Origin of the sequence: Kribbella sp. HUAS MG21 (assembly GCF_040254265.1) — a bacterium.
In the GTDB taxonomy this organism is placed as follows: Bacteria; Actinomycetota; Actinomycetes; order Propionibacteriales; family Kribbellaceae; genus Kribbella.
Genome location: NZ_CP158165.1, coordinates 2,976,654 through 2,999,152 on the forward strand (window position 1 = coordinate 2,976,654; position 22,499 = coordinate 2,999,152).

A 22,499-nucleotide genomic window follows, 5' to 3' on the forward strand; every position below is an offset into this window, starting at 1 on the left:
TTGGCCGGACAGCATCGGTGGCATGCAGATTCCAGGTCATCCTCGGGTCGAGATCGTCGTACCCGTCAAGAACGAGGAAAACGACCTCGGACCGAACATCAGACGGTTGCGGGAGTTTCTCGACACCGCTTTCCCGTTTCCGGCCGAGGTCTGCATCGCGGACAACGGAAGTACGGACGCGACCTATGAGATCGGCGTGCTGCTCGCGAGCGAGCTGCCTGGGGTCCGGGTGGTCCGGCTCGAGCAGTCCGGGCGTGGGCGCGCGCTGAAACAGGTCTGGTCCGAGAGCACCGCCGAGGTGCTCGCCTACATGGACGTCGACTTGTCCACCAATCTGAATGCGTTGCTGCCGTTGGTGGCGCCACTGTTCGCCGGACACAGTGACGTTGCCATCGGCACCCGGTTGGCGAAGAGCTCCCGGGTGGTCCGGCGGCCGAAACGCGAGTTCATCTCGCGCTCCTACAACCTGTTGCTACGGGCAACGTTGAACGCGCATTTCTCGGACGCGCAGTGCGGGTTCAAGGCGATCCGCGCGGACGTGGCACGCGAGCTGCTGCCGCTGGTGGAGGACACCAGCTGGTTCTTCGACACCGAGCTGCTGGTGCTCGCCGAGCAGGCCGGCCTCCGGATCCACGAAGTACCGGTGGACTGGGTCGACGACCTGGACTCGAGGGTCGCGATCGCGAAGACGGTCGGCGAGGACCTGCGGGGGATCGCTCGCCTGCTACGCAGCCGCGTCGACCTCGAGCCGGTACGGCAGCAGTTCGGCCGGCCAAGGATCCTCGATCCCCGGACCGCGCTCGCGGCGCGCGTTCTTCGCTTCTGCATGGTCGGTGTGCTGAGCACAGCGGCGTACGCGCTGCTCTATCTCGTCCTGCGGCAATGGGTGCCGGCTCAGGTCGCGAATGTGCTCGCCCTGCTGATCACCGCGGTCGGCAACACCGCGCTCAACCGGCGGATCACGTTCGGGGTGCGCGGTGTGGACGGCCGGTGGCGGCATCAGCTGCGCGGCCTGGTCACGTTCGGGATCGGCTGGAGCCTGACCGCGGCATCCCTGTGGCTGTTGCACACCGCGGTCGCCGCGCCGCATCAGGCCGTCGAGATCACGGTCCTGACCATCGCGAACCTGGCCGCCACCGTGGTCCGGTTCAGCCTCTTCCAGACGTGGGTGTTCGACGACGACGCACCGACACTGCCCGCCTTCGAACCGCCAGCGGTTCTCGACCAGACCGGGAGCAACTGAGATGACCACTTTGTCCGATCCCGTCGAGGCGACCAGATCCCGCGCGATCACGACGCAGTTCGCCTTGAGTCGCGACAAGATCCTGTACGGCGGCCTACTGGTGCTGACGGCCATCGCGTATCTGTGGGGCCTGTCCAAGAACGGGTACGCGAACGAGTACTACGCGGCCGCGGTCCAGGCCGGGTCGACGAGCTGGAAGGCCTGGTTCTTCGGGTCGTTCGACGCGTCGAGCTTCATCACCGTCGACAAGACGCCCGCGTCGCTGTGGGTGATGGGGTTGTCCGGGCGGCTCTTCGGGTTCAGCAGTTGGAGCATGCTGGTGCCCGAGGCGCTGATGGGCGTGGCGAGCGTCGGCTTCGTGTACGTCTCCGTCCGGCGCTGGTTCTCCGCGAACGCGGCGCTGCTGGCCGGGGCAGTGCTCGCGCTGACGCCGGTCGCCGTACTGATGTTCCGGTTCAACAACCCGGACGCGCTGCTGATCCTGCTGCTCTGCGCCGGTGCGTGGGCGGTGACGCGGGCGATCGACGCCGGCAAGCACGCGGCGCGATGGATGATGCTGGCCGGTGCGCTGGTCGGGTTCGGGTTCCTGACGAAGATGATGCAGGCGTTCCTGATCCTGCCGGCGTTCGGGATCGCGTACCTGGTGGCCGGTAAGCCGGCGCTCGGGAAGCGGCTCGTGCATCTGGTGCTGGCGACGGGCTCGCTTGTTGTCAGTGCCGGGTGGTGGGTCGCGATCGTCGAACTGCTGCCGGCTTCGGCGCGGCCGTACATCGGTGGGTCGTCGACGAACAGCATCCTCGAACTGACGCTCGGGTACAACGGGCTCGGGCGGTTGAACGGCAACGAAACCGGGTCGGTCGGTGGCGGCACCGGTAACCCTGGCTGGGGTGGCGCTACCGGGGTGCAGCGGCTGTTCGGTGGTGAGTTCGCCTCGCAGATCGCCTGGTTGTTGCCGGCTGCGCTGATCGCGACTGTCGTACTGGTCGTTGCTGCGGGCAAGGCGCCGCGGACGGACCGGAAGCGGGCGTTCGCGTTGTTGTGGGGTGGCTGGCTGGTGGTCACCGGGCTGGTGTTCAGCTACATGCAGGGGATCATCCACAGTTACTACATGATCGCGCTGGCGCCGGCGATCGCGGCGCTGATCGGTGCGGCGATGGCGGTGCTCTGGAGGCGGCGTACGGAATGGTTGCCGCGGACCACGTTGGCTGGTGGGATCCTGCTGACGGCCGGGTGGGGTTTCGCGCTGCTGAACCAGACGCCGACGTGGCAGCCGTGGTTGCGGTGGATGGTGCTCGTGACTGGGGTGCTTGCTGCTGGGTCGTTGATGTTGCTGCCGGAGTTGAAGTTGCGTCGTACGGCGGCTCGCCGGGCTGGGGTGTTCGCTGCGGTCTTGCTCGTGGTGAGCGCGCTGGCGGGGCCGACGGCGTACTCACTGTCGACGATCGGTACGGCGCATGCCGGGGCGTTGCCGTCCGCCGGGCCTGCGGGAGTCGGCGGGATGGGCGGACGCGGAGGCTTCGGCGGCGGCCGGATGGGTACGCCGCCCACGCAGGACGGCAACGGTACGACGCAGCAGCCGGGGACTGGTACTACGCGGAGTCCTGGTGGTGTGGGTGGATTCCTCGGTGGCGGCGGGACCAGCGGGGTGTCGAGCGAGCTGGTGGCGCTGCTGCGGGAGGGTGCCGACGGGTACACCTGGGCGGCCGCGGCCGTAACCGCGAACGGGGCCGCACCACTGCAGATCGCGTCCGGCGAGCCGATCATGGCGATCGGCGGCTTCAACGGAACCGATGCGGCGCCGACCCTGGCCGAATTCAAGGAACTGGTTGCCCAGGGCAAGATCCACTACTTCGTCGGAGGCGGCGGCGGAATGATGGGCGGCCGCAACGGCACCTCCAACGAGATAGCCACCTGGGTAGCCGACAACTTCCAGTCCCAAACCGTAGGCAACACCACCATCTACGACCTCTCCACCGGAACAGGAGCATGACTATGACACAGCCTTCAGAACCTCAGTTCCAGGCGCCGCAGCAGCCTATGCAGCCGCAGCCCTCGGAGCCCGAGCAGGCGAAGGGAAGCGGGCGGCCGAGCACCCTGGTGTTGGCCGGCGCGGGGTCGGTGCTGGCGGTGCTCGCGTTCCTGGGTGGGATGGCGGTCGGGCACTCGTGGGACGGGACGAGCAACCAGCAGAACCAGTTCGGCGGCCCGGGCGGCGGGTTCCGCGGCGGCTTCCCTCAGGGCACCGGCCAAGGAAACGGCCAGGGCCAAGGCACCCTCCCGGGCCAGGGCCAACTCCCACAGCAGGGCCAGGGCACGCAGCAGGGCCAGGGCACGCAGCAGGGCCAGGGCACGCAGCAGGGCCAGGACACTCAACAAGGCCAGGGCACCCAGCAAGGCCAGGGCACCGGTCAAGGGCAGACGCGGACGAGCTGACCGGCACGACCAGACCAGCCCGGCGGGCGCTGAGCGGACACTCGGCCCGCCGGGCTGCTTTCTGTACCGCCCGGCTGCGGTTGGTGTCGATGGGTTGCCCGGCTCGGGGCGCGGCGGGTGCTGTGGGGACGGGGGCTACAGGTCGTCTCCCGGAGGACGGCTGGTTGGCGAGGGTCGGGCGCCGCAAGTCGATGGCCGGGGGGAGCGCTCGCGGGCGGCGGAGCCGCCGTCCGCCGCCTGCTGGGCTGGAACTGGAGAGGGGTGCGAAACAGGCGGGAGGGTTGGGTGGTGGGGTGGGTGGGGTATGGGGAGGGGCGTGGAATGGTCGAACGTCACCTGGTTCTTGACCGCGCTCGGGGCGGTCGTTGTGTTGATCACGCGCGTCCGGCTCGGCGGGACCGTTGTCGATGGCACCGGTCATGGGGCCGGGCGGCATGGGTACTCCGCGATTCTGCTGACGCTGCACACGGTTGTCGGTGTGGTCACGCTGGTGGGCTGGGTTGTTGCTCTGGTCACCGGTCGGCGGGAGGTCGCGTTGGTGATGCTCGCGGGCTGGTGGTTGCTGACCGTCGTCGGACTGTTGTTGCTGGCTCGCTGGCTGCCGAGCGGCGGGCGGCATTCCGAGGACACGAAGGGTGACGCCTGGGGCTCCGGCGCGGGTCTCTCCGTCCTAGGTCACGTCGGCATGCTCGTCGGCGTCTGCTACTTCACCTTCGTCACCGTCACCGATCGCCTCTGAGGCCGGCGATCAGCGCCGTCACGGACCGTCGTACGGCGGCCTCGAACGCCTCGGGCTCCAGCAGCGCCCCGGTCCCGGCGACCCGGTCGTACAGCAATCCGTCGAGCATCGCCGCGACCGGCCACGCGGCAGCCTCCGGATCAGGCACCCCCGACCCTTCGAGCAGTTGCCCGAGCATGGCCCGCAACTGCCGGCCACCCTCGTCGATCGCCGCCCGCAGTTCCGGCTGCCGGCTCGCCTCCAGTGACAGCTCGTACCGCGCGACCAGGTCGTCCGGCCGCTCCCGCGCGAGCGTCACCGTCTGACCCACCAGCACCTCGATCGGATCCGCCCCGGCAGGCGGCCGCCCGGCCACGTCGCGGGTCAGCATCCGGCTCACGCACGCGGTGAGCAGCGCGTTCCGCGTCCGCAGGTAGTACGACGTGGAGCCCGGCGGCAGCCCCGCCTCGGCGTCGACCGCCCGATGGGTGAGGCCGCGCAGTCCACGCGTCGCGACGAGGTGGATGGCGGCGTCCGCGATGGCGTCCCGGCGATCCGCCCCGCGCGGAACCTGCGTGCTCACGCCGCACAGTCTGGCACTTCCGCGAAAGACTCTACAGATGTAGAGTCGAGTACATGAGTACGGCGATCGTGGTCGGAGCGGGGATCGGAGGGGTCACCGCTGCGGTCGCGCTGCAGCGGCGCGACTGGCAGGTCACAGTGCTGGAACGCACCCCGGAACTGGGCGAGGTAGGAGCCGGTATCTCGGTCTGGCCGTCGGCGGTCGCCGTACTCGAGCAGCTCGGCGTGGAGGGCCTGGAGAAGGCGTCGATCCCGGCCCAGCCCGCCGGGATGCGCAAACCCGACGGCCGCTGGGTCGTCAAGGCGGCGGACCTCGGCGTCGAGATCCCGGTGATGATCCACCGGGCGCAGCTGCACGACCTGATCACCGCCGAGTTCGGCCCCGCGGTGACGGTCCGGCCCGGGTACGACGTCCGCACGATCGAGCAGGACACGAAGACCGTCACCGTGAACGGCGAGTTGCGCGCGGACCTGCTCGTGGCCGCCGACGGCATCCGCAGCGTGGTACGGAAAACGCTGTACCCGCAGTACGCCGGCCCGCGGTACTCCGGTTTCACGGCGTACCGCGGCATCGCGGACGTCGACCTCGACGACGGCGGCGGCGAGACCTGGGGCCGCGGGCAACTGTTCGGGTTCGCACGGCTGATCGACGGCCGGTTCTACTGGTACGGGACCGCGAACCAGCCGGCCGGCGCGCAGAGCGGGCCGACGGTGTTCGCGAGCTGGCACGACCCGATCCCGCGACTGATCGCGGGCAGCGAGAAGGTCCTGCACAACGACATCTACGACCTGACGCTGCCGCTGGTGCCGTTCGCCCAGGGCCGGATCGCGCTGCTCGGCGACGCGGCGCACGCGATGGCCCCGAACCTGGGCCGCGGTGCCTGCTCAGCGATCGAGGACGCCGACGCCCTGGCCCGGCACCTCGGCAGCATGGCCGGAAGCCTCGGCAGCGCGGACGGGCTCGCGGCAGCGTTGACGGCGTACGACGCCGAACGCCGGCCCGCGACCACCAAGCTGGTGAAGCGGTCCCGCGGCCTCGGCCGGGTGGCCCAGACCGAGAACCCGGTGGTGTGCACGCTCCGGGACGGCCTGTTCGCAGTCGGCGGCAAACTGGTGTCCCTGCGCGGCCGGAAGTAGCCGGATGGGAGAATCGCGGCTGTGACCACACCTCCGCAGGCGTCCGAGATCCCTGGTGCGAAGCACCTCCACTCCGGGAAGGTCCGTGATCTGTACGAGCTGGAGTCCGGCGAGCTGCTGATGGTCGCGAGCGACCGGATGAGCGCGTTCGACTGGATCCTGGAGACGCCGATCCCGGACAAGGGCCGGGTGCTCACCGCGATGAGCCTGTGGTGGTTCGAGCAGTTCGACGTACCGAACCACATCATCTCCACGGACGTGCCGGCGGAGGTCACCGGCCGCGCGGTGGTGTGCGAGAAGCTGTCGATGTTCCCGGTCGAGTGCGTTGCCCGCGGGTACCTGAGCGGCTCCGGACTGGTGGACTACAACGCGACCGGCGGGGTGTGCGGCATCCCGCTGCCGGTGGGCCTGGTCGAGGGTTCGCGGCTCGAGACGCCGATCTTCACCCCGGCGACGAAGGCCGAGCTCGGCGAGCACGACGAGAACGTGTCGTACGACGCGGTGGTGGCGACGGTCGGCGCGGACATCGCGGCTACCCTGCGGGACACCACGCTCGACGTGTACACGAAGGCACGGGCGATGGCCGAGGAGCGCGGGATCATCCTGGCCGACACGAAGTTCGAGTTCGGGGCGCGCCCGGACGGCACGATTGTGCTGGCCGACGAGGTGCTGACGCCGGACTCGAGCCGCTTCTGGCCGGCGGACCAGTGGGAGCCGGGCAAGCAGCAGCCGTCGTACGACAAGCAGATCGTGCGGGACTGGCTGCAGTTCGAGTCCGGCTGGGACCGGCACTCCGGCGAGGCGCCGCCGCCGCTGTCAGACGAGGTGGTCGAGCGGACCAGGTCGGCGTACATCGGGGCCTACGAGCAGCTGACCGGCCGGAAGTTCGACGGCTAGAACACGCTCACCCCGAGCGCCAGCAGCACGAAGCGGGCGCCGCGGCCCGCCAGGACGGACAGCCCGAAGACGACGGTCCGCATCCGCGACGCGCCGCCGATCAGTGCCACGCCGTACAGCGGCGGGATGCCGACGAAGGCGCTCAGCAAGGTGACCGGCACGCCCCAGCGGCTGTCGCTCATCGCGTCCAGCAGCCGCTTGCTGAGGTCCCGGTTGCGCTGCACGAACCGGCCCCAGCGGGTGTCCAGGTCGACGGCCTTGGGTTCTTTGCTCTTGCGGGCCGCGTAGCCGGGCCGGTATCGCACGGCGAGGAACATCGCGACCTTGCCGAGGGTCTGGCCGACGGAGACGCCGATCGCGGCGACGACCGGGTCCAGGGCGTGCGTGGCCCCGAGCGCGAGGACGTACGCCTCGGCGTTCAGGAACGGTACGACGGCGGACCCGATCCCGAAGCCCACCGCGAGCACCAGTTGCCACAGCCACATGTCTCCGAGGCTAAGGGCGACGACGGCCGTTGCCACGGGAGCTAGCCCCACTTCCGGGAGCGACCAGGGTCACACCTGAGTCGCACGCGGCTCTCCCGGTACGGCGTCCCGGCGGCCGCGGAGGATCTCGAGCAGCCGGTACGACGAGACCACCTTCACGACGCAGGCCGCGATCGCGACGGAGTACGGCAGCCAGTGGGCGCCCGTGTAGCCGCCGACGATCAGCGAGACCACCACGGCGCCGGTGTTCATCGCCTTGGCGGGCTTGGACCAGTTCCACAGGTAGATCGGCCGGTCGACCTTGTAGAAGTAGTTCGGGCTGAGCACCCAGGGCCAGAGCAGGAACGAGAACGACAGCATGGTGTCCAGCACGCCGAACTGCACCAGGTAGATCGCCAGCGGCCCGATGGTCTCCGGGTACGTCGCCATGAACGCGGCCGCGAGCAGGAACGAGCAAGCCCGGTCGCAGACGATGTCGAACACCGCACCGGACAGGGACTCCTCGTTGCGGCGCCGCGCCACCCAGCCGTCGAGGCTGTCGCCGAACCAGTAAGAGAAGTACCCGATCACCAGCCAGGTGAGGTCGCCGGTGTGGAACGCGTAGGTGGCGATCCCCATCGCGATCACGGTCCGGATCAGGGTGATGCGGTTCGGGACGCCCAGCAGGAGTGCCGGGCGGACGGCGAGCGGTACAGCGGTCGTCATGCTGCCCTCAGATTCTCGGGATCGATCGCGTCCCGGAGTTGGTTGCGAAGCAGGAAACCGGCGGTCGTGCCGCCGAGGTGACCGAGCAACCAGCCCCCGGCCGTCAGCACTGCCGCGAGCAGCAGCGTGCCTGGATCGAACGGCTCCACCGCACCGCCGGCGGTCCGGTTGACGCCGATGACCGTGCCGAACAGCAGCCCGACGGCCAGCGCCGGAGCCGCGACCGCGGTCAGCTGCCGGCGGATGACCCGCCGCAGGAACGGCAGGTCGACGCCGAGAGCGGTGAGGCTTGCCAGCTGGCGGCGCTGGTCGACCAGTTGGTCCGCGACGCCGACGATCAGCGCCGCCAGCGCGGTGAGCACCACCAGGACGAGTCCGACGATCGCCAGGCCGAATCCGGTGGTGTAGAACGTCGGGGGTGCTGCGGTGTTCTCCTCTTTGAGGACACTGGCGATTCCGCTTGCCATCGTGCCGACGAGGAAGCCGCAGCAGCCCAGCAGCATGCAGATCCGCGAGGAGGGCCTGGAGTCGGTGACCAGCCGGACACCGGTGAGCAGGTTGGCCGGGTCGGCGGAGCGCTGCAAACGCCGCCCCACCCCACCGATCCACAGCGTCGACATGCTGAGGAAGAACAGCGCCAGTCCGGCCAGCAGGATCGTCGACCCCACGTAACCGAGGTACTGCGTGGTGAGCAGCCCGAGCGCGATCAACACCGGCCCCGCGATGATGCCGGTACGGCGCTGCGCTGTGGACTGCTGCTCGCGGCTGACCGGCCCGTTGCGGTGCAGCAGGCTGCCGATCACCGCACCGGCCGCGGTCATCATCGCGACGACCGGAACCCACAGGGCCGCATCCCACAGCTCAGCACCCGGCAGGATCCGGGCCATCCGGGGCAGTGCACCGAACAACAGGCTCAGCAACAGGTAGGTCGGCCCCGCGAGCAGGCCTCCCGCCAGACCGGCCAGGGCCGCGTCGGTGACAGTCAGCTGTCGCAGCTGCTTGCTGGACGCACCTGCGAGCCGGAGCGCGGCCAGTCGCCGTTCGCGGGCCGCCGTACCGAGACGCAAGGCCTGGACCGCCAGGCCTCCGGTGAGTACGGCGAGAATGAGCAGGATCGCGATCAGTCCGGAGCGGAGGCCGCTCTCGGCCACGTAGTTGCTGTAGACGTCCGCGCTCAGCTCGCCGTTGCCGAGCCTGGCGATGCGCAGTGCACCGAGGAGGACAGCCCCGCTCAACGCTAGCGCCGCTGTGGCCAACTGGACGCGGCTGCGGTCCGCAGGAGTCCGGGAGCGCGCCAGTTGGACCAGCGTCTCGAGCGTCATCAGAGCGCCACCTCGTGCTGGATCAGCCCGTCGCGCAGTCTGATCTCACGGTCGGCCGACGCAGCCACCAGGTTGTCGTGGGTCACCATCAACAGCGCCGAGCCGCGTTTGCGAGCCGCCTCCAGCAGTACGTCGAGCAGCTCCTGGCCGGCCCGGCTGTCCAAGCTGCCGGTCGGCTCGTCCGCAAGTACTACCGACGGCCCGGTGACCAGTGCGCGCGCTACCGCGGCCCGCTGGGTCTGGCCGCCGGACAGCTCCGCTGGAACGGCGGTGGCGTCGTCGGCGATGCCCACCTGCTCCAGCCAGGTCATCGCGGACTCATGCGCCTCGCCGCGCTCGTGACCGCCCAGCAGCAGCGGCAGCGCCACGTTGTCGATCAGCGGCAGGTCCGGCACCAGCTGTCCGAACTGGAGCACGATGCCGATCTTCGTACGCCGGAGGGCCGCGCGCTGCTGCTCCGGCAGCGCGGCGATGTCCTGGCCGTCCACCTGCACCGTGCCGGCGTCCGGAGCGAGGATGCCGGCCGCGCAGTGCAGCAGCGTCGACTTGCCGCAGCCGCTGGCACCTGTGACCGCTACGACCTCACCAGGCTTGAGCTGCAGGCTGACGCCGCGTAGCGCCGTGTTGCGCCGGTACGAGTACTCGACGCGTTCCAGTGCCAAGGCGTTCATCGGCGAGTCCCCCTCTGCTCGGAGATGCGGTCGAGGGCGCTGTCCAGCCAGCGCAGGTCGGCGTCGAGGTGGGCCACGATGTACTCGCGGACCAGTGGTGAGGTCGGGTCGTCGTCGGCCGGGGTCTCCCGCAGCTCCCGGATCCGGCGCAGGTGGCTGGCGCGCTGGCGGGCCAGGAACCCGGCGGCGTCGCCCCCGGTGCGGACGGCGGCCACGAGCTTCCGCAGTACCTCGTCGGCACTTCCCCAGGCGGGCGGCACCGGGTCGTTGAGCCAGTCGCTGAGGTGGTCTCGGCCCTTGCTGGTGAGCGCGTAGACGGTCCGGTCCGGGCCGCCGCCGGAGGTCTTGTCGACCACCTCGACCAGGCCGTCCCGCTCCAGCCGCCCGAGCGTCGTGTACACCTGCCCGAACGCCAGCGGCCTGCTGTCCGGGAACCAGGAGTCGTGACCGCGCTTCACGTCGTACCCATGGGCCGGCCCGGCGGACAGCAGTCCCAGGACGAGCTCGGCAGTGGCCATGACCGGAACTATACATCGCGTGTATGTACTGAGTGAATAGTCCACGATGCGGAGTTCTGGCCCGGCCTCGGTAGGATTCAGCCGTCACCCCGCAACGAACCTGGAGTAGTCAGTGGCTCGCGTTGTCGTCGACGTCATGCTCAAGCCCGAGATCCTCGACCCGCAGGGCAAGGCGGTGCACGGCGCTTTCGGCCGGCTCGGCTTCGACGGCGTGGCCGACGTCCGGCAGGGAAAGCGCTTCGAGATCACCCTGGACGGTGAGGCGACCGAGGAGCGCGTCGCCGAGATCCGGAAGGCCGCGGACACCCTGCTGGCCAACCCGGTGATCGAGGACTACAGCCTGCACGTGGAGAACGACCAGTGAAGATCGGGGTCGTCACCTTCCCGGGGTCGCTCGACGACGTCGACGCCCGGCGCGCGGCCGCGGTGGCCGGCGCCGAGGCGGTCGCGCTCTGGCACGGCGACGCGGACCTGCGCGGCGTGGACGCGGTCGTACTGCCCGGCGGCTTCTCGTACGGCGACTACCTGCGCGCCGGCGCCATCTCCCGGTTCGCGCCGGTGATGGAGACGATCATCAAGCGGGCCGGCGAGGGGATGCCGGTGCTCGGCATCTGCAACGGCTTCCAGGTGCTCTGCGAGTCGCACCTGCTGCCCGGCGCGCTGATCAAGAACCACCACCGCAAGTTCGTCTGCAAGGACCAGGCGCTGCGGATCGAGAACAACCGGACCGCGTGGACCAGCGACTACGACGCCAACCACGAGATCACCATCGTGCTGAAGAACCAGGACGGTTCGTTCGTCGCCGACGAGGCGACGCTGGACCGGCTGGAGGGTGAGGGCCGGGTGGTGGCCCGCTACCTCGGCAACCCGAACGGCTCGTACCGCGACATCGCGGGCATCACCAACGAGCGCGGCAACGTGGTCGGCCTGATGCCGCACCCGGAGCACGCCGTCGAGACTCTCACCGGCCCGACCACGGACGGCCTGGGCTTCTTCACCTCGGTGCTGAAGGCCGTCGTCCCCTCCTGATGAGGTTCACCGGGCTGGTCCGAGCCGTGCTACTCACGGCGGCGGTCCTGCTCCTGACCACGGGTACCGCGTCCGCGCAGCCTTCCAGCCTGCTCGCGAAGGTCGTGGTGATCGGTGTGCCCGGTCTGACCTGGAACGACGTGAAGGCGTCGCCGGAGCTGACCGCGCTGGTGAACGAGTCGCACGTCGGCTCGATCTCGGTGAAGACGGCCGGGCCGCACACCTGCCCGGTCGACGGCTGGCTGACGATCAGCGCCGGGACGCGGGCCTGGGGCAGCGTGCCCGACCAGCCCTGCGGTGACCTCCCGGCGGTGACGAACGGGAAGGTCGCCGACTGGCAGACGTACGTCGACCGCCAGGCGGAGCACCACACCAGCGCGCCGATCGGCCGGCTCGGCCAGACCGGCTACCCGATCTGCGGATTCGGTCCCGGTGCCGCGATCGCCCTGGCGAAGGCGGACGGGTCCGTCAGCAACTGGCAGCCCGAGTTCGACCGCGCCCGGTTGGCGAGCAATGACTGCGGCGACGCGATCATCGACGCCGGCGCGCTACCTCCTCGCGAGGGCCGGGCCGAGGCACGGCAGAACGTCGCGCGGCTGGTCGCCGAGGCCCGCGCGGCCGACGGCTGGGTGCTGCTCGTCGGCATCGGCCGGGAGCTCGCGAACGCGCACCAGGAGCCGCTGGTCGCGATGCAGCTGCCGCCGGACGACGGGCCGCGCTGGCTGACCAGCGACAGCACGCGCCGTCCCGGGCTGATCCAGCTGACCGACGTGACGGCGACGATCCTCAAGGAGCGCACCCCGGCCGCGGTCGACCCGGCAGGCTCCGCGACCGCCGGTCCGCTGGACGGCAACGAGATCCACTTCACCGGCGACCGGCACACCGATGCGGCCGCGGTGATCGAGGACCGACTGGACACGAATCAGCGGTTCGAGCAGCCACGGCCGATGCTGTTCGCCGTAGCGTTGACCATCGTGGCCGCCGAAGTGCTGGCGCTCCTCTGGTTCATACTGCGACGCTCGCCCGCCTCCCGTCGTACCGCGGTGTTCACACTGCTGGTGCAGGGCGGCTTCTTCGTCGGCGTCTTCCTGTCCACGGTGACTGTCTGGTGGCGCTGGCCGTCGCCTGGCTTCTCCTTGTACTGCGTGGTTCTCGGCATCAGCGTCCTGGCTGCAGCAGTGGCCCAGGCCCTGTTCAAGCGGTACGCGTTCCTCGGACTGGCGCTGGCGGCGTACCTGATCCTGCTGGTCGACGGTGTGCTCGGTACGCCGTTGCAGGTCGGCAGCATGTTCGCCGACGGACCTGTGATCGGCGGGCGGTTCTACGGCTTCGGCAACTCGACCTTCGCGACGCTCGCGGTAGGTGCGCTGGTCACGGCCGGATGGGCCGCCCAGAAGCTCGTCGACAAGAGCAGGGTGCAGGCTGCGGTCGCCGTACTGGTCATCGGCGGTGCCGCGATCGGGGTGGACGGCCGACCGGGCTGGGGGACGGACTTCGGCGGCATCATCGCGCTGACGCCGGCCGTGCTCCTGATGGCGTGGCTGACGTGGCGCGGGAGCATTTCACTGCGCGCACTGCTCGGCATCGGCGTGGCCGGCGTACTGGCCGTGTCCGCGGTCGCCTTCCTCGACTACCTGCGTCCGCCGGAGCAGCGCAGCCACTTCGGGACGTTCGTCGCGCGCCTGCTCGACGGTGACGTCACGGACGTCTTCATCCGCAAGCTGCAGATGGCCGTCCAGTTCTTCGCCGGGCCGTCCGGCTGGGCGATGCTGGTCGCCGTCGTCCTGTGCATGCTGGCCACGGTCCTGCCGCAGCGGGTGCCGTCCGAGACCTACCGCACCTTCTACGACAGCCTGCCGATGATCCGCCCGACCCTGATCGCGCTGTCGACCTGCGGCCTGGTCGGCATGCTGCTCAACGACGCCGGCGTCGCCCTCCCGGCGATCATGGTCGGCTTCGCCCTCCCCATCCTGGTAGCGCATCTGATCGCCGCCCACCGGCCAGCTACCGTTTCACCTGAGCCCCACCTAGTGCAGGAGTCCTGAGTTGTCCACCGACACTGTGAGCAATGCCAGTAACACCCCGGACGTCGAGCAGCCGTGGGCTGAGCTCGGGCTGAAGCCGGACGAGTACCAGCGGATCCGGGACATCCTCGGCCGCCGCCCGACCAGCTGCGAGCTGGCGATGTACTCGGTGATGTGGAGCGAGCACTGCTCGTACAAGTCGTCCAAGGTGCACCTGCGCCGGTTCGCCGAGATCCCGCAGGAGACCCCGGCCGGGAAGATGCTGGCCGGGATCGGTGAGAACGCCGGCGTCATCGACATCGGCGAGGGGTACGCCGTCACGTTCAAGGTCGAGTCGCACAACCATCCGTCGTACGTCGAGCCGTACCAGGGCGCGGCCACCGGGGTCGGCGGCATCGTCCGCGACATCCTCGCGATGGGCGCCCGCCCGGTCGCGGTGATGGACCCGCTGCGGTTCGGCCCGCTGGACGCCGAGGACACCAAGCGGGTGCTGCCGGGTGTGGTCTCGGGCATCGGCGGCTACGGCAACAGCCTCGGCCTGCCGAACGTCGGCGGCGAGGTCGTCTTCGACCCGACGTATGCCGGGAACCCGCTGGTCAACGCGCTTTGCGTCGGCGTCATGCGGCATGAGGACCTGCACCTGGCGAACGCGACCGGTGTCGGCAACCAGCTCATCCTGTACGGCGCGAAGACCGGTGGCGACGGCATCGGCGGTGTGTCCGTGCTGGCGTCGGAGACCTTCGCCGAAGGCGGTCCGACCAAGCGGCCCGCGGTGCAGGTGGGCGACCCGTTCATGGAGAAGCTGCTGATCGAGTGCACGCTCGAGCTGTTCCAGGCGAACGTGGTCGAAGGCATCCAGGACCTCGGCGGCGCGGGCCTGTCCTGTGTGACGTCGGAGCTGGCCAGCGCGGGCGACGGCGGCATGTACGTCTCGCTCGACAAGGTGCCGCTGCGGGACGCGTCGCTCGCTCCGGAAGAGATCCTGATGAGCGAGTCGCAGGAACGCATGATGGCGGTCGTCACGCCGGAGAACGTCGAGGCGTTCCTGAAGATCTGCGAGAAGTGGGACGTCCAGGCGGACGTGATCGGTGAGGTCACCGGCACCGGGCGGCTGGAGATCGACTGGCACGGCGAGCGCGTGGTCGACGTGCCGCCGCGGACCGTCGCGCACGAGGGCCCGGTCTACGAGCGGCCGTTCGAGCGGCCCGCCTGGCAGGACGAGCTGCAGGCGGACGGCGCCGAGAAGTTGCCGCGGGCAAGCAGTGGCGCGGAGCTGCGGGACACACTGCTCGAGCTGGTCGCTTCGCCGAACCTGTGCGACAAGTCCTGGGTCACCGACCAGTACGACCGCTACGTGCTCGGCAACTCGGTGCTCGCGCAGCCCGAGGACAGCGGCATGATCCGGGTCGACGAGACCAGCGGCCTCGGCGTCGCGGTGTCCACCGACTGCAACGGCCGGTTCGCCAAGCTCGACCCGTACACCGGCGCGAAGCTCGCGCTCGCGGAGTCGTACCGGAACGTCGCGACCACGGGTGCGCGGCCGGTCGCGGTCACCGACTGCCTGAACTTCGGCTCGCCCGAGGACCCGGCGGTGATGTGGCAGTTCGCCGAGGCGATCCGCGGCCTGGTCGACGGCTGCAAGGAGCTCGGCATCCCGGTCACCGGCGGCAACGTGTCGTTCTACAACCAGACCGGCGAGACGCCGATCCTGCCGACGCCGGTCGTCGGTGTGCTGGGCGTCATCGACGACGTGACCCGCCGGACGCCGATCGGGTTCACGGCCGAGATGGAGGGCCACCAGCTGTACCTGCTCGGCGAGACCGCGGAGGAGCTGTCCGGGTCCGAGTGGGCGCACGTCGTCCACGGCCACCTCGGCGGGCGCCCGCCGGCGGTCGACCTGGCCGCCGAGCAGCAGCTGGCCGACATCCTGATCAACGCGTCGCGCGACGGCCTGATCGACGCCGCGCACGACGTCAGCGACGGCGGCGTCGCGCAGACGCTGGTCGAGTCGGCGCTGCGCGGCGGCGTCGGTGCGCGGGTGTGGGCGCCGGACGGTCTCGACCCGTTCGTGTTCCTGTTCGCGGAGTCGGCCGGCCGCGCGGTGGTCGCCGTACCGCGGACGGAGGAGGTGCGGTTCACCGACATGTGCACCGCCCGCCGGTTCCCGCACGCGAAGATCGGCGTCGTCACCGGCGACACCCTCGACGTCCAGGACCAGTTCGAGGTCCCGCTGACCGAACTGCGCACCGCCTGGACGGCCACGCTGCCGTCCGTCCTCAACTGATCGTCCACTGGGGTCCCGGGCGCTGACCGCGCCCGGGGTCACCTTGCTGATCCCGGTGATGTCAGCCGACCAGCGCCACTCGCTCGGTCGCCACCGTGAGGACCTTCGCGAGGCCGGCCTTGTCCTGCGGGCGTCCGGCGACGGTGAGCTCGAGGTAGGCCCGGCGGCCGCTCTCGTAGGTGTCGACGAAGCGCGTGGTGACAAGGCGCTTGCCGCGGGAACCATCGCGGTAGGTGTAGGTGATCTCGGTGTAGGCGACCCGCGGCGCGTCCCAGCCGACCTTCGATGCCGTGGTGCCGTTGGTCCGGGATACCAGCCGGAAGCCGGTGACGCCGTGCAGGGCGCGCACCCGCTGGTCGGCGGCGCGGCTCGTGCTGACCTTGCCGCCGAGGCCGCCGTTGACACGGAGCAACCACACGCCTGAGCTGAACCGGGCGTGCGTCCGGCTGAGCTGCGTGAACTGCCACCCCTTCGGCGCGTGGACGGCGACGTTGCAGTGGCTGCCCTGGCCCCAGCAGTTGTAGCCGAACTGCAGCCCGGCCGGCTTCAGCGCGGGCTTCGCCTGCGTGGCGACAACCGCGGCGCGGGCCGGTACGGCGGCATCGCTCGGCGCGATCCCGAGAAGCAGCCCCGCGGCGCCGACGATCGCGGTGCCGGCCAGGACACGAGCGGCAAGCTTCTTCTTCATGGTGCGTTTCCTCCGTGCTCAAGGGGCTCCGTTCGGCCCGTCGAGATCAGAGATGGCTTGGTCCTGCGACAGGGTTGAGTGCCGGAAATGTGAGCAGCGTCTCCGCGCCGGCCGGCAACAAGCACCACCGGCGAAGCGTCAGAAGACGGCTTTCGGGCGGTCTGGCACACTCGAAGGACCGAGGGTGAGGTGAGGCGGAATGGCGGAGCGGCGGCCGATGAAGGCGTCCGATCTGATGGGGCTGGCGGCCGCGGCCGGGCAGGAGGCGCGGGAGGTCGCGGCCCGGCGGCGGATGGCGACGATCCGGCTGACCGAGGAGGAGCGGCACGCCTGCACCGACGACCTGGCCGAGCAGTTCGCGATCGGGCGGCTCGACGAGGACGAGCTGCACCGCCGTGTCGACCTGCTCAACGACGCCGTCACTCACGGCGATCTGCAGCCGGTGTTCGCCGGCCTGCCCGCCCCGTCGCTGTACAAGCCGGCGCCGCGCAAGCGCGGTCGCTGGCGGTGGGCGGCGTTCGTCGGCGCGGTGTGGATGGCGCTGCCGTTCGCGCTGACCGGACTGGTGTTCCTGGTCTTCGGCCGGGAGATCGCCGCGGCGATCTTCGGCCTGCCCGCGCTGGCCTGGGTGTTCTTCGCCTACCGCTGGGCATCCCGCCCGGGCCGCGAGGAACGCAAGCAGTCAGGTGCCTAGCGTCGACTCCCGCGGAATCAGTTGGGCGGGCAGCTCGAGTACGCCGTGATGCTCCTTGCCGTCGATCGCTTCGAGCAGCAAGGTGGCGGCGCGGCGGCCGAGCTCCTCGAGCCGGAGGTCGACGGTGGTGAGTGGCGGCCGGCTGGCCAGCGCCATCACCAGCCAGTTGTCGTAGCCGGTGACGGCGATCTCGTCGGGCACCGGGCGACCCAGCTCGCGGAGCCGTTCGCAGACGCCGCGGGCGATCTGGTCGCTGCCACAGCTGATCGCGTCCGGGTTCTGCCGCAGTACCAGGTCGGTGGCCTGGCGTCCCCACTGCTCGCTCCACTCGCCGAACAGGGGCTCGGTGCAGAGCGCGTCCCCGGCGGTGCTGACGACGGACTCGGCGCGTTGAACGGCTGAGCGGTGGTGGGACGGGCCGGTGATGTGCGCGATCCGGCTCCGGCCGAGGTTGAGCAGGTGGGTGACCGTCGCGGCGGCGCCAGCGGTGTCGTCGATGACGACGGAGGCGTCTGCGGGATCGGTGGAGGGGGCCAGCGCGTAGACGACGGGCAGCGGGACGTTGATCGGCCGCCGCGGCTCGGTACGGCGGCCCGTGACGACGATGCCGTCCACGTTGCGCGCGACCAGCGACCGCAGGTACGTCTGCTCGCGCAGCGGGTCGTCGCGGGTGTCGCACAGGACGGTCGCGAGTTCGCCGGCGCTGAGCACGTCCTCGACGCCGCGCATGATCGGGATGCTGAACCGGCCCGAGCTGTCGGTGGTCAGCAGCGCGACCGTGAACGTCCGCCCGGACGAGAGCGCGCGGCCGCGGGCGTCCGGCATGAACCCGAGCTGCGCGGCGGCGCGCCGCACCCGCTCCCGGGTCTCCGGGCTCAGCTGGCCGGTGTTGTTGAGCGCCTTCGACGCGGTGCCGGCGGACACCCCAGCGAGCGCGGCGACGTCCGCCATCCGCACGGCTGCCCTCTTCATCGTGTTTCCTCCCGGTGTCGCGCCGAAGCCTAGCAGGAGCACCGGCAGGACCCGGCTGACCTGCGCTTCGATCTTGACCGAGGCGGGGTCGAGTCCTACGTTGTCAATGACGGAAAACGTGTGCCGTCTTTCCGTCGGTGTGATGTCCGCCCCCGTCACCCGAAAGGCCTGCCCATGCCCGCACCGACCCCCGAAGGAATGCCCCGACGTGACTTCCTTGGTGTCTCCCTGGCCGCGGCGGCGGCCGTGACCGCGATCGATCCGGCCCAGGCCGAGGCCGCTCCCACCTCCTCCGGACCGCCCGCTGGGCGTGGCGGTCATTATGTCCCGCAGCGGGCGCCGCTGCGGGCGGTTCCGTTCCAGAAACTCCCACCGGGCGCGATCGAGCCGCGCGGCTGGCTCGCGCAGCAGCTCGAGTTGCAGGTCAACGGCCTCTGCGGCCGGTACGACGAGATCTCCGACTTCCTGGTCTACGCCACCAACGGCTGGGTCGACCCGGCGCAGGGTGCCTGGGAGGAGCTGCCGTACTGGCTCCGCGGCTTCGGCGACCTCGGCTACGTCACCGGCGACGCCGGTGTGCTGGCCAGGACGCAGCAGTGGATGGAGGGCATCCTCGCCACCCAGGCGGCTGACGGCTGGTTCGGTCCGGAGCGGCTTCGGACGTCGCTGGAGAACGGCCCGGACTTCTGGCCGGGCATGCCGCTGCTGGCGGCGTTCCGGTCCTGGTACGAGTACTCCGGCGACGAGCGGGTGCTGCCGTTCATGACGAAGTACCTGCAGTTCCAGAACACGCAGCCGCCGGAGGTGTTCAACCGCTCGTGGGGAGCGTTCCGCTGGGGCGACAACATCGACAGTGCGTACTGGCTCTACAACCGCACCGGTGAGTCGTGGCTGCTCGACCTGGTGACGAAGATGCACAGCGGGTCCGCTGACTACGTCAACGGCATCCCCACCTGGCACAACGTCAACATCGCCCAGGGCTTCCGGGAGCCGTTGCAGTACTGGCTGCTGTCCGGCGACGAGCAGCATCGCGCGGCGACGTACCGGAACTATGCGACGGTCATGGGCCTCTACGGGCAGTTCCCCGGCGGCGGGTTCGCCGGCGACGAGAACTCGCGGCCAGGGTTCGGGGATCCGCGGCAGGGGTTCGAGACGTGCGGGATCGTCGAGCTGATGCACAGCTGCGAGATGCTCACCCGCTTCACCGGAGACGTCGCCTGGACGGACAGGTGCGAAGAGCTCGCGTTCAACTCGCTGCCGGCGTCGTACGACCCCCAGCAGCAGGTGATGCACTACATCACCTGCGCCAACAGCGTGCAGCTCGACGACCAGCGGAAGCACGGTCAGTTCCAGAACCCGTTTGCGATGGGGGCTTACAAGTACGGCGTACATCAGTACAGGTGCTGTCCGCACAACTACGGCATGGGCTGGCCGTACTACGTGCAGGAGCTCTGGCTGGCCACCACCGACAACGGGCTGGCCGCGTCGATGTACGCCGCCAGCAAGGTGACGGCCACGGTCGGACCCGGTTCTGGCGAGACGGTCACGGTGGTGCAAGACACCGACTACCCCTTCTCGGACCGGATCACCTTCACGGTGCAAACGCGGCGACCGGTCCGTTTCCCCTTCTATCTAAGGCGTCCGGGCTGGACGAGTGACGCGGCAGTGAAGGTCAACGGCCTGCAGGAACGCGTGTCCGGCGACTGGATGAAGCTGGACCGCGTCTGGCACGCAGGCGATCGCGTGGAGCTGACCCTACCGATGCGCACCACCACAAGGGTCTGGGAGAACAACCAGAACGCGGTGTCCGTCGACCGCGGTCCGCTGACCTACTCACTGGCGATCGACGAACGTTACGAACGCATCGGCGGTACCGAGGAGTGGCCGGAGCTGGCCGTCTACCCGGAGTCGAACTGGAACTACGGTCTCGTCGCAGGCGCGTCGTTCGACCTCGTACGACGCGACGGTGGCGGCAACCCGTTCACGCACGAGGGCGTGCCGCTCGCACTGACCACACAGGCCCGGCGGATCCCGCAGTGGGAGACGGACACCGAGGACGTCGTCGGACTGCTGCAGCCAGGCCCTGTGACGTCGGACGAGCCCGTGGAGACCGTGACCCTCATCCCGATGGGTGCGGCCCGGCTGCGCATCACCTCGTTCCCACAGGTCGCCCCACCCGGCCAGGAGTGGAGCTACCGCACCAGGATCACCGCATCGCACGTGAACGACGGCGACTCGCTCGAGGCACCCGACTCCGGTCGTACGCCGGAATCCTCCGCGGACACGTCGATTCCGCGCTTCACGTGGTGGGACCGGCGGGGGACGACGGAGTGGATCCAGTACGACCTGCGCTCCGTGCGCGAGCTCTCGGAGGTGTCGGCGTACTGGTTCGACGACACCGGCTTCGGCCAGTGCCGGGTGCCGCAGTCGTGGCGGGTCCTGTGGCTGGACGGTGAGACGTGGCGGCCGGTCGAGAACACCACGCTGTACGACGTAGCGCTCGACCGGGCCAACACGACCACCTTCACACCAGTGCGGACGCAGTACGTCCGGGTGGAGGCCGTACTGCGTCCCACGTTCTCTGGTGGCTTGCTGCAGCTGAGCTTTACTTAGCGGGCGTCGCGTCGACGTACAGGGTGACTTCGCCTTCCGCGAAGGTCTGCGCGCTGTGGACGTACCAGGTGCCAGGAGGTGTCTGCTCCGGCTCCTGGTACGTCGGCCCCTTGTCGAGGCGGTAGTCGACCTTGCCGACGCCACGCGCGCGGACCAGCGGCAGGACCTGGTCGACGGTCTTGTTCTTGACCGTGAGACCAGCAAGCACCTCGCCCTCGTCGGTCGCCGACGAGGAGGTGTGCACGTACAGCTCGCCGGGCTTCGCGGCGCGGCCGAACTGCACGTCACTCTTGCCGTCGTAGTTCTTCGGCAGCTCGAGGCCCTCCTGGCAGCCGGGGTCCGCGGCGGTCAGGGTGCCGTTGCACTGCTCGCCGGGCTCCAGCAGGCGGAGCTGGTTCATGTCCTTCTCGTTGCGGCCGCTGAAGCTGACCATCCGGCCGACCCACGGTGCACTGACCGGGACCGCCATGACCGTTACGTCGAGGCCCATCTTCTTGAACTCGGCGTTGTAGCGCGCCGGGTCCGCGTTCGGGTCGACGACGCGGACGACCAGCTTGTCGCCGCGCTCGGTGAACGACAGGGCCTGCGGCTGGTCCTGGTGCGGGCGGTTGACCACGGTCGCGGCAACCACGCCGGCGATCAGCAGCGTGCAGGCAGCGACCAGCGCGAGCCGGCGCGGCTGCCGGCGGTGCAGGGTCACAACAGGGGCAGCCGCGGTGTCGGCGGTGGTCACAGCCTCGGACAGCTCGGCCCAGGCGTCGTCGGAGACCTGGTCGGTGGTCCGGTGCGGGTTCAGGCCGCGCACGGTGGCGTCGATGTCAGGCGTCTTCATGGTGTACCTCTTCGTTCAGCGCGACCAGGGAGCGGTTCGCGAGCGGGGCGGTCATCAACTTGGCGAACCGCTTCCGGGCGCGGTGCAGCCGGATCCGTACGGCGTTGCGGGAGATGCCGAGCACCGTCGCGATCTGCGTGGTGTCGAGGTCCTCCCAGGCGACCAGCGACAGCAGCTCCCGGTCCTGCTCCGGCAGCGCCCGGAACGCGCGTGCCGCGGGGGTGTCGTCCAGCTGCGGCCGCACGTCCGGTGCGGTGTCGCTGAGCTCGCTGAGCAGCTTGGTCGCCAGCGCGTGCCGACGGCCCTCACCGCGGCGGTGGTTGGCCAGCACCCGGCGCGCGACGCCGTACAGCCAGGGCCTGGTCTGCGGGTCGAGCGGTATGTCGTCCAGCCGGCGCCAGGCCACCAGGAACGTGTCGGCGAGCAGGTCGGCGGCGTCGTGGCCGCTGTCGGTCCGGCGGCGCAGGTACCCGAGCACGGCCTCCCGGTGTGCCGCGAAGACCTGTTCGAACCGCTCCCGGCGCGCGTCTGGTGGCGGGTCGTGCACGACTCCCTCACTCACCGGCCCGGTGCGAGCCTCCATCGGTATCAGCGTCATACCCGGTACATGTCCGGCACTGCCCGCACCCATTTCACCCGCTCGAGATTGCAG

General features: G+C 69.9%; 22 protein-coding genes. 12 read left to right on the top strand and 10 right to left on the bottom strand.

Annotated features, from left to right (window positions below; genetic code table 11):
• The first annotated feature begins 22 nt into the window (after positions 1 to 22).
• The 4 genes from ABN611_RS14520 to ABN611_RS14535 all read left to right on the top strand — a co-directional run bounded on the left by ABN611_RS14520 (position 23) and on the right by ABN611_RS14535 (position 4,415).
• Positions 23 to 1,243 carry a bifunctional glycosyltransferase family 2/GtrA family protein gene (locus ABN611_RS14520; RefSeq protein ID WP_350280393.1) on the top strand — a complete coding sequence of 407 codons (1,221 nt, stop codon included), beginning with the start codon at positions 23 to 25 and terminating at the stop codon, positions 1,241 to 1,243.
• A gap of 1 nt (position 1,244) precedes the next feature.
• Positions 1,245 to 3,233 (top strand): glycosyltransferase family 39 protein, encoded by a 1,989-nt coding sequence (locus ABN611_RS14525; protein WP_350280394.1) that lies wholly within the window; start codon positions 1,245 to 1,247, stop codon positions 3,231 to 3,233.
• 47 nt (positions 3,234 to 3,280) lie between these two features.
• Positions 3,281 to 3,676 (top strand): hypothetical protein, encoded by a 396-nt coding sequence (locus ABN611_RS14530; protein ID WP_350280395.1) that lies wholly within the window; start codon positions 3,281 to 3,283, stop codon positions 3,674 to 3,676.
• A gap of 304 nt (positions 3,677 to 3,980) precedes the next feature.
• Positions 3,981 to 4,415: a hypothetical protein gene (locus ABN611_RS14535; RefSeq protein ID WP_350280396.1), complete on the top strand. Its 435-nt coding sequence runs from the start codon at positions 3,981 to 3,983 to the stop codon at positions 4,413 to 4,415.
• Here ABN611_RS14535 and ABN611_RS14540 read toward each other — a convergent pair.
• Positions 4,399 to 4,977 carry a TetR family transcriptional regulator C-terminal domain-containing protein gene (locus ABN611_RS14540; RefSeq protein WP_350280397.1) on the bottom strand — a complete coding sequence of 193 codons (579 nt, stop codon included), beginning with the start codon at positions 4,975 to 4,977 and terminating at the stop codon, positions 4,399 to 4,401. The two genes, ABN611_RS14535 and ABN611_RS14540, sit on opposite strands and share 17 nt — an antisense overlap.
• Positions 4,978 to 5,030: 53 nt before the next feature.
• Between ABN611_RS14540 and ABN611_RS14545 the strand changes: the two genes are divergently transcribed.
• Positions 5,031 to 6,113, top strand: a complete 1,083-nt coding sequence (locus ABN611_RS14545) for an FAD-dependent oxidoreductase (RefSeq protein ID WP_350280398.1) — start codon at positions 5,031 to 5,033, stop codon at positions 6,111 to 6,113.
• Between the two features lie 21 nt (positions 6,114 to 6,134).
• Positions 6,135 to 7,010 (top strand): phosphoribosylaminoimidazolesuccinocarboxamide synthase, encoded by an 876-nt coding sequence (locus tag ABN611_RS14550; RefSeq protein WP_350280399.1) that lies wholly within the window; start codon positions 6,135 to 6,137, stop codon positions 7,008 to 7,010.
• Here the strand turns inward: ABN611_RS14550 and ABN611_RS14555 are convergent.
• The 5 genes from ABN611_RS14555 to ABN611_RS14575 all read right to left on the bottom strand — a co-directional run bounded on the left by ABN611_RS14555 (position 7,007) and on the right by ABN611_RS14575 (position 10,711).
• A complete protein-coding gene (locus tag ABN611_RS14555) occupies positions 7,007 to 7,495 on the bottom strand; it encodes a hypothetical protein (protein ID WP_350280400.1) in 489 nt (162 codons plus the stop codon). The two genes, ABN611_RS14550 and ABN611_RS14555, sit on opposite strands and share 4 nt — an antisense overlap.
• 69 nt (positions 7,496 to 7,564) lie before the next feature.
• Positions 7,565 to 8,200 carry a CDP-alcohol phosphatidyltransferase family protein gene (locus ABN611_RS14560; protein WP_350280401.1) on the bottom strand — a complete coding sequence of 212 codons (636 nt, stop codon included), beginning with the start codon at positions 8,198 to 8,200 and terminating at the stop codon, positions 7,565 to 7,567.
• Positions 8,197 to 9,522 (bottom strand): FtsX-like permease family protein, encoded by a 1,326-nt coding sequence (locus ABN611_RS14565; protein WP_350280402.1) that lies wholly within the window; start codon positions 9,520 to 9,522, stop codon positions 8,197 to 8,199. The genes ABN611_RS14560 and ABN611_RS14565 overlap by 4 nt, the downstream gene beginning before the upstream one ends.
• Positions 9,522 to 10,193 carry an ABC transporter ATP-binding protein gene (locus ABN611_RS14570; RefSeq protein ID WP_350280403.1) on the bottom strand — a complete coding sequence of 224 codons (672 nt, stop codon included), beginning with the start codon at positions 10,191 to 10,193 and terminating at the stop codon, positions 9,522 to 9,524. Before ABN611_RS14570 ends, ABN611_RS14565 begins: the two co-directional genes overlap by 1 nt.
• Positions 10,190 to 10,711: a PadR family transcriptional regulator gene (locus tag ABN611_RS14575; RefSeq protein ID WP_350280404.1), complete on the bottom strand. Its 522-nt coding sequence runs from the start codon at positions 10,709 to 10,711 to the stop codon at positions 10,190 to 10,192. Before ABN611_RS14575 ends, ABN611_RS14570 begins: the two co-directional genes overlap by 4 nt.
• A 112-nt stretch (positions 10,712 to 10,823) precedes the next feature.
• On the opposite strand from ABN611_RS14575, the gene purS reads away from it, so the two are divergent.
• Genes purS through purL form a run of 4 tightly spaced genes read left to right on the top strand, consistent with a single transcriptional unit; the run spans position 10,824 to position 16,048 of the window.
• Entirely contained in the window at positions 10,824 to 11,075 is a 252-nt protein-coding gene (gene purS, locus ABN611_RS14580) for a phosphoribosylformylglycinamidine synthase subunit PurS (protein WP_350280405.1), read from the top strand.
• The gene (gene purQ / locus ABN611_RS14585) at positions 11,072 to 11,740 is read left to right on the top strand and encodes a phosphoribosylformylglycinamidine synthase subunit PurQ (RefSeq protein WP_350280406.1); all 669 of its coding nucleotides are present in this window, start codon (positions 11,072 to 11,074) and stop codon (positions 11,738 to 11,740) included. The genes purS and purQ overlap by 4 nt, the downstream gene beginning before the upstream one ends.
• Positions 11,740 to 13,785, top strand: a complete 2,046-nt coding sequence (locus tag ABN611_RS14590; RefSeq protein WP_350280407.1) for a hypothetical protein — start codon at positions 11,740 to 11,742, stop codon at positions 13,783 to 13,785. Before purQ ends, ABN611_RS14590 begins: the two co-directional genes overlap by 1 nt.
• A gap of 1 nt (position 13,786) precedes the next feature.
• Entirely contained in the window at positions 13,787 to 16,048 is a 2,262-nt protein-coding gene (gene purL, locus ABN611_RS14595; protein ID WP_350280408.1) for a phosphoribosylformylglycinamidine synthase subunit PurL, read from the top strand.
• A 61-nt stretch (positions 16,049 to 16,109) separates the two neighbouring features.
• Here the strand turns inward: purL and ABN611_RS14600 are convergent, their stop codons facing one another.
• On the bottom strand, positions 16,110 to 16,736 hold the full coding sequence (locus ABN611_RS14600; protein WP_350280409.1) for a hypothetical protein: 627 nt from the start codon (positions 16,734 to 16,736) through the stop codon (positions 16,110 to 16,112).
• 199 nt (positions 16,737 to 16,935) lie between these two features.
• Here ABN611_RS14600 and ABN611_RS14605 point away from each other — a divergent pair, with 199 nt between their 5' ends.
• Complete coding sequence (locus ABN611_RS14605) at positions 16,936 to 17,430, top strand: DUF1707 domain-containing protein (RefSeq protein ID WP_350280410.1); 495 nt, start codon at positions 16,936 to 16,938, stop codon at positions 17,428 to 17,430.
• Here ABN611_RS14605 and ABN611_RS14610 read toward each other — a convergent pair.
• Complete coding sequence (locus ABN611_RS14610; protein ID WP_350280411.1) at positions 17,419 to 18,402, bottom strand: LacI family DNA-binding transcriptional regulator; 984 nt, start codon at positions 18,400 to 18,402, stop codon at positions 17,419 to 17,421. The two genes, ABN611_RS14605 and ABN611_RS14610, sit on opposite strands and share 12 nt — an antisense overlap.
• 174 nt (positions 18,403 to 18,576) lie before the next feature.
• Here ABN611_RS14610 and ABN611_RS14615 point away from each other — a divergent pair, with 174 nt between their 5' ends.
• Positions 18,577 to 21,015: a beta-L-arabinofuranosidase domain-containing protein gene (locus tag ABN611_RS14615; RefSeq protein ID WP_350280412.1), complete on the top strand. Its 2,439-nt coding sequence runs from the start codon at positions 18,577 to 18,579 to the stop codon at positions 21,013 to 21,015.
• On the opposite strand, the gene ABN611_RS14620 is transcribed toward ABN611_RS14615, so the two are convergent.
• Entirely contained in the window at positions 21,008 to 21,847 is an 840-nt protein-coding gene (locus ABN611_RS14620) for a hypothetical protein (RefSeq protein WP_350280413.1), read from the bottom strand. The two genes, ABN611_RS14615 and ABN611_RS14620, sit on opposite strands and share 8 nt — an antisense overlap.
• Positions 21,834 to 22,430, bottom strand: coding sequence for a sigma-70 family RNA polymerase sigma factor (locus ABN611_RS14625; protein WP_350280414.1), 597 nt, complete (start codon positions 22,428 to 22,430; stop codon positions 21,834 to 21,836). Before ABN611_RS14625 ends, ABN611_RS14620 begins: the two co-directional genes overlap by 14 nt.
• Positions 22,431 to 22,499: the final 69 nt, after the last annotated feature.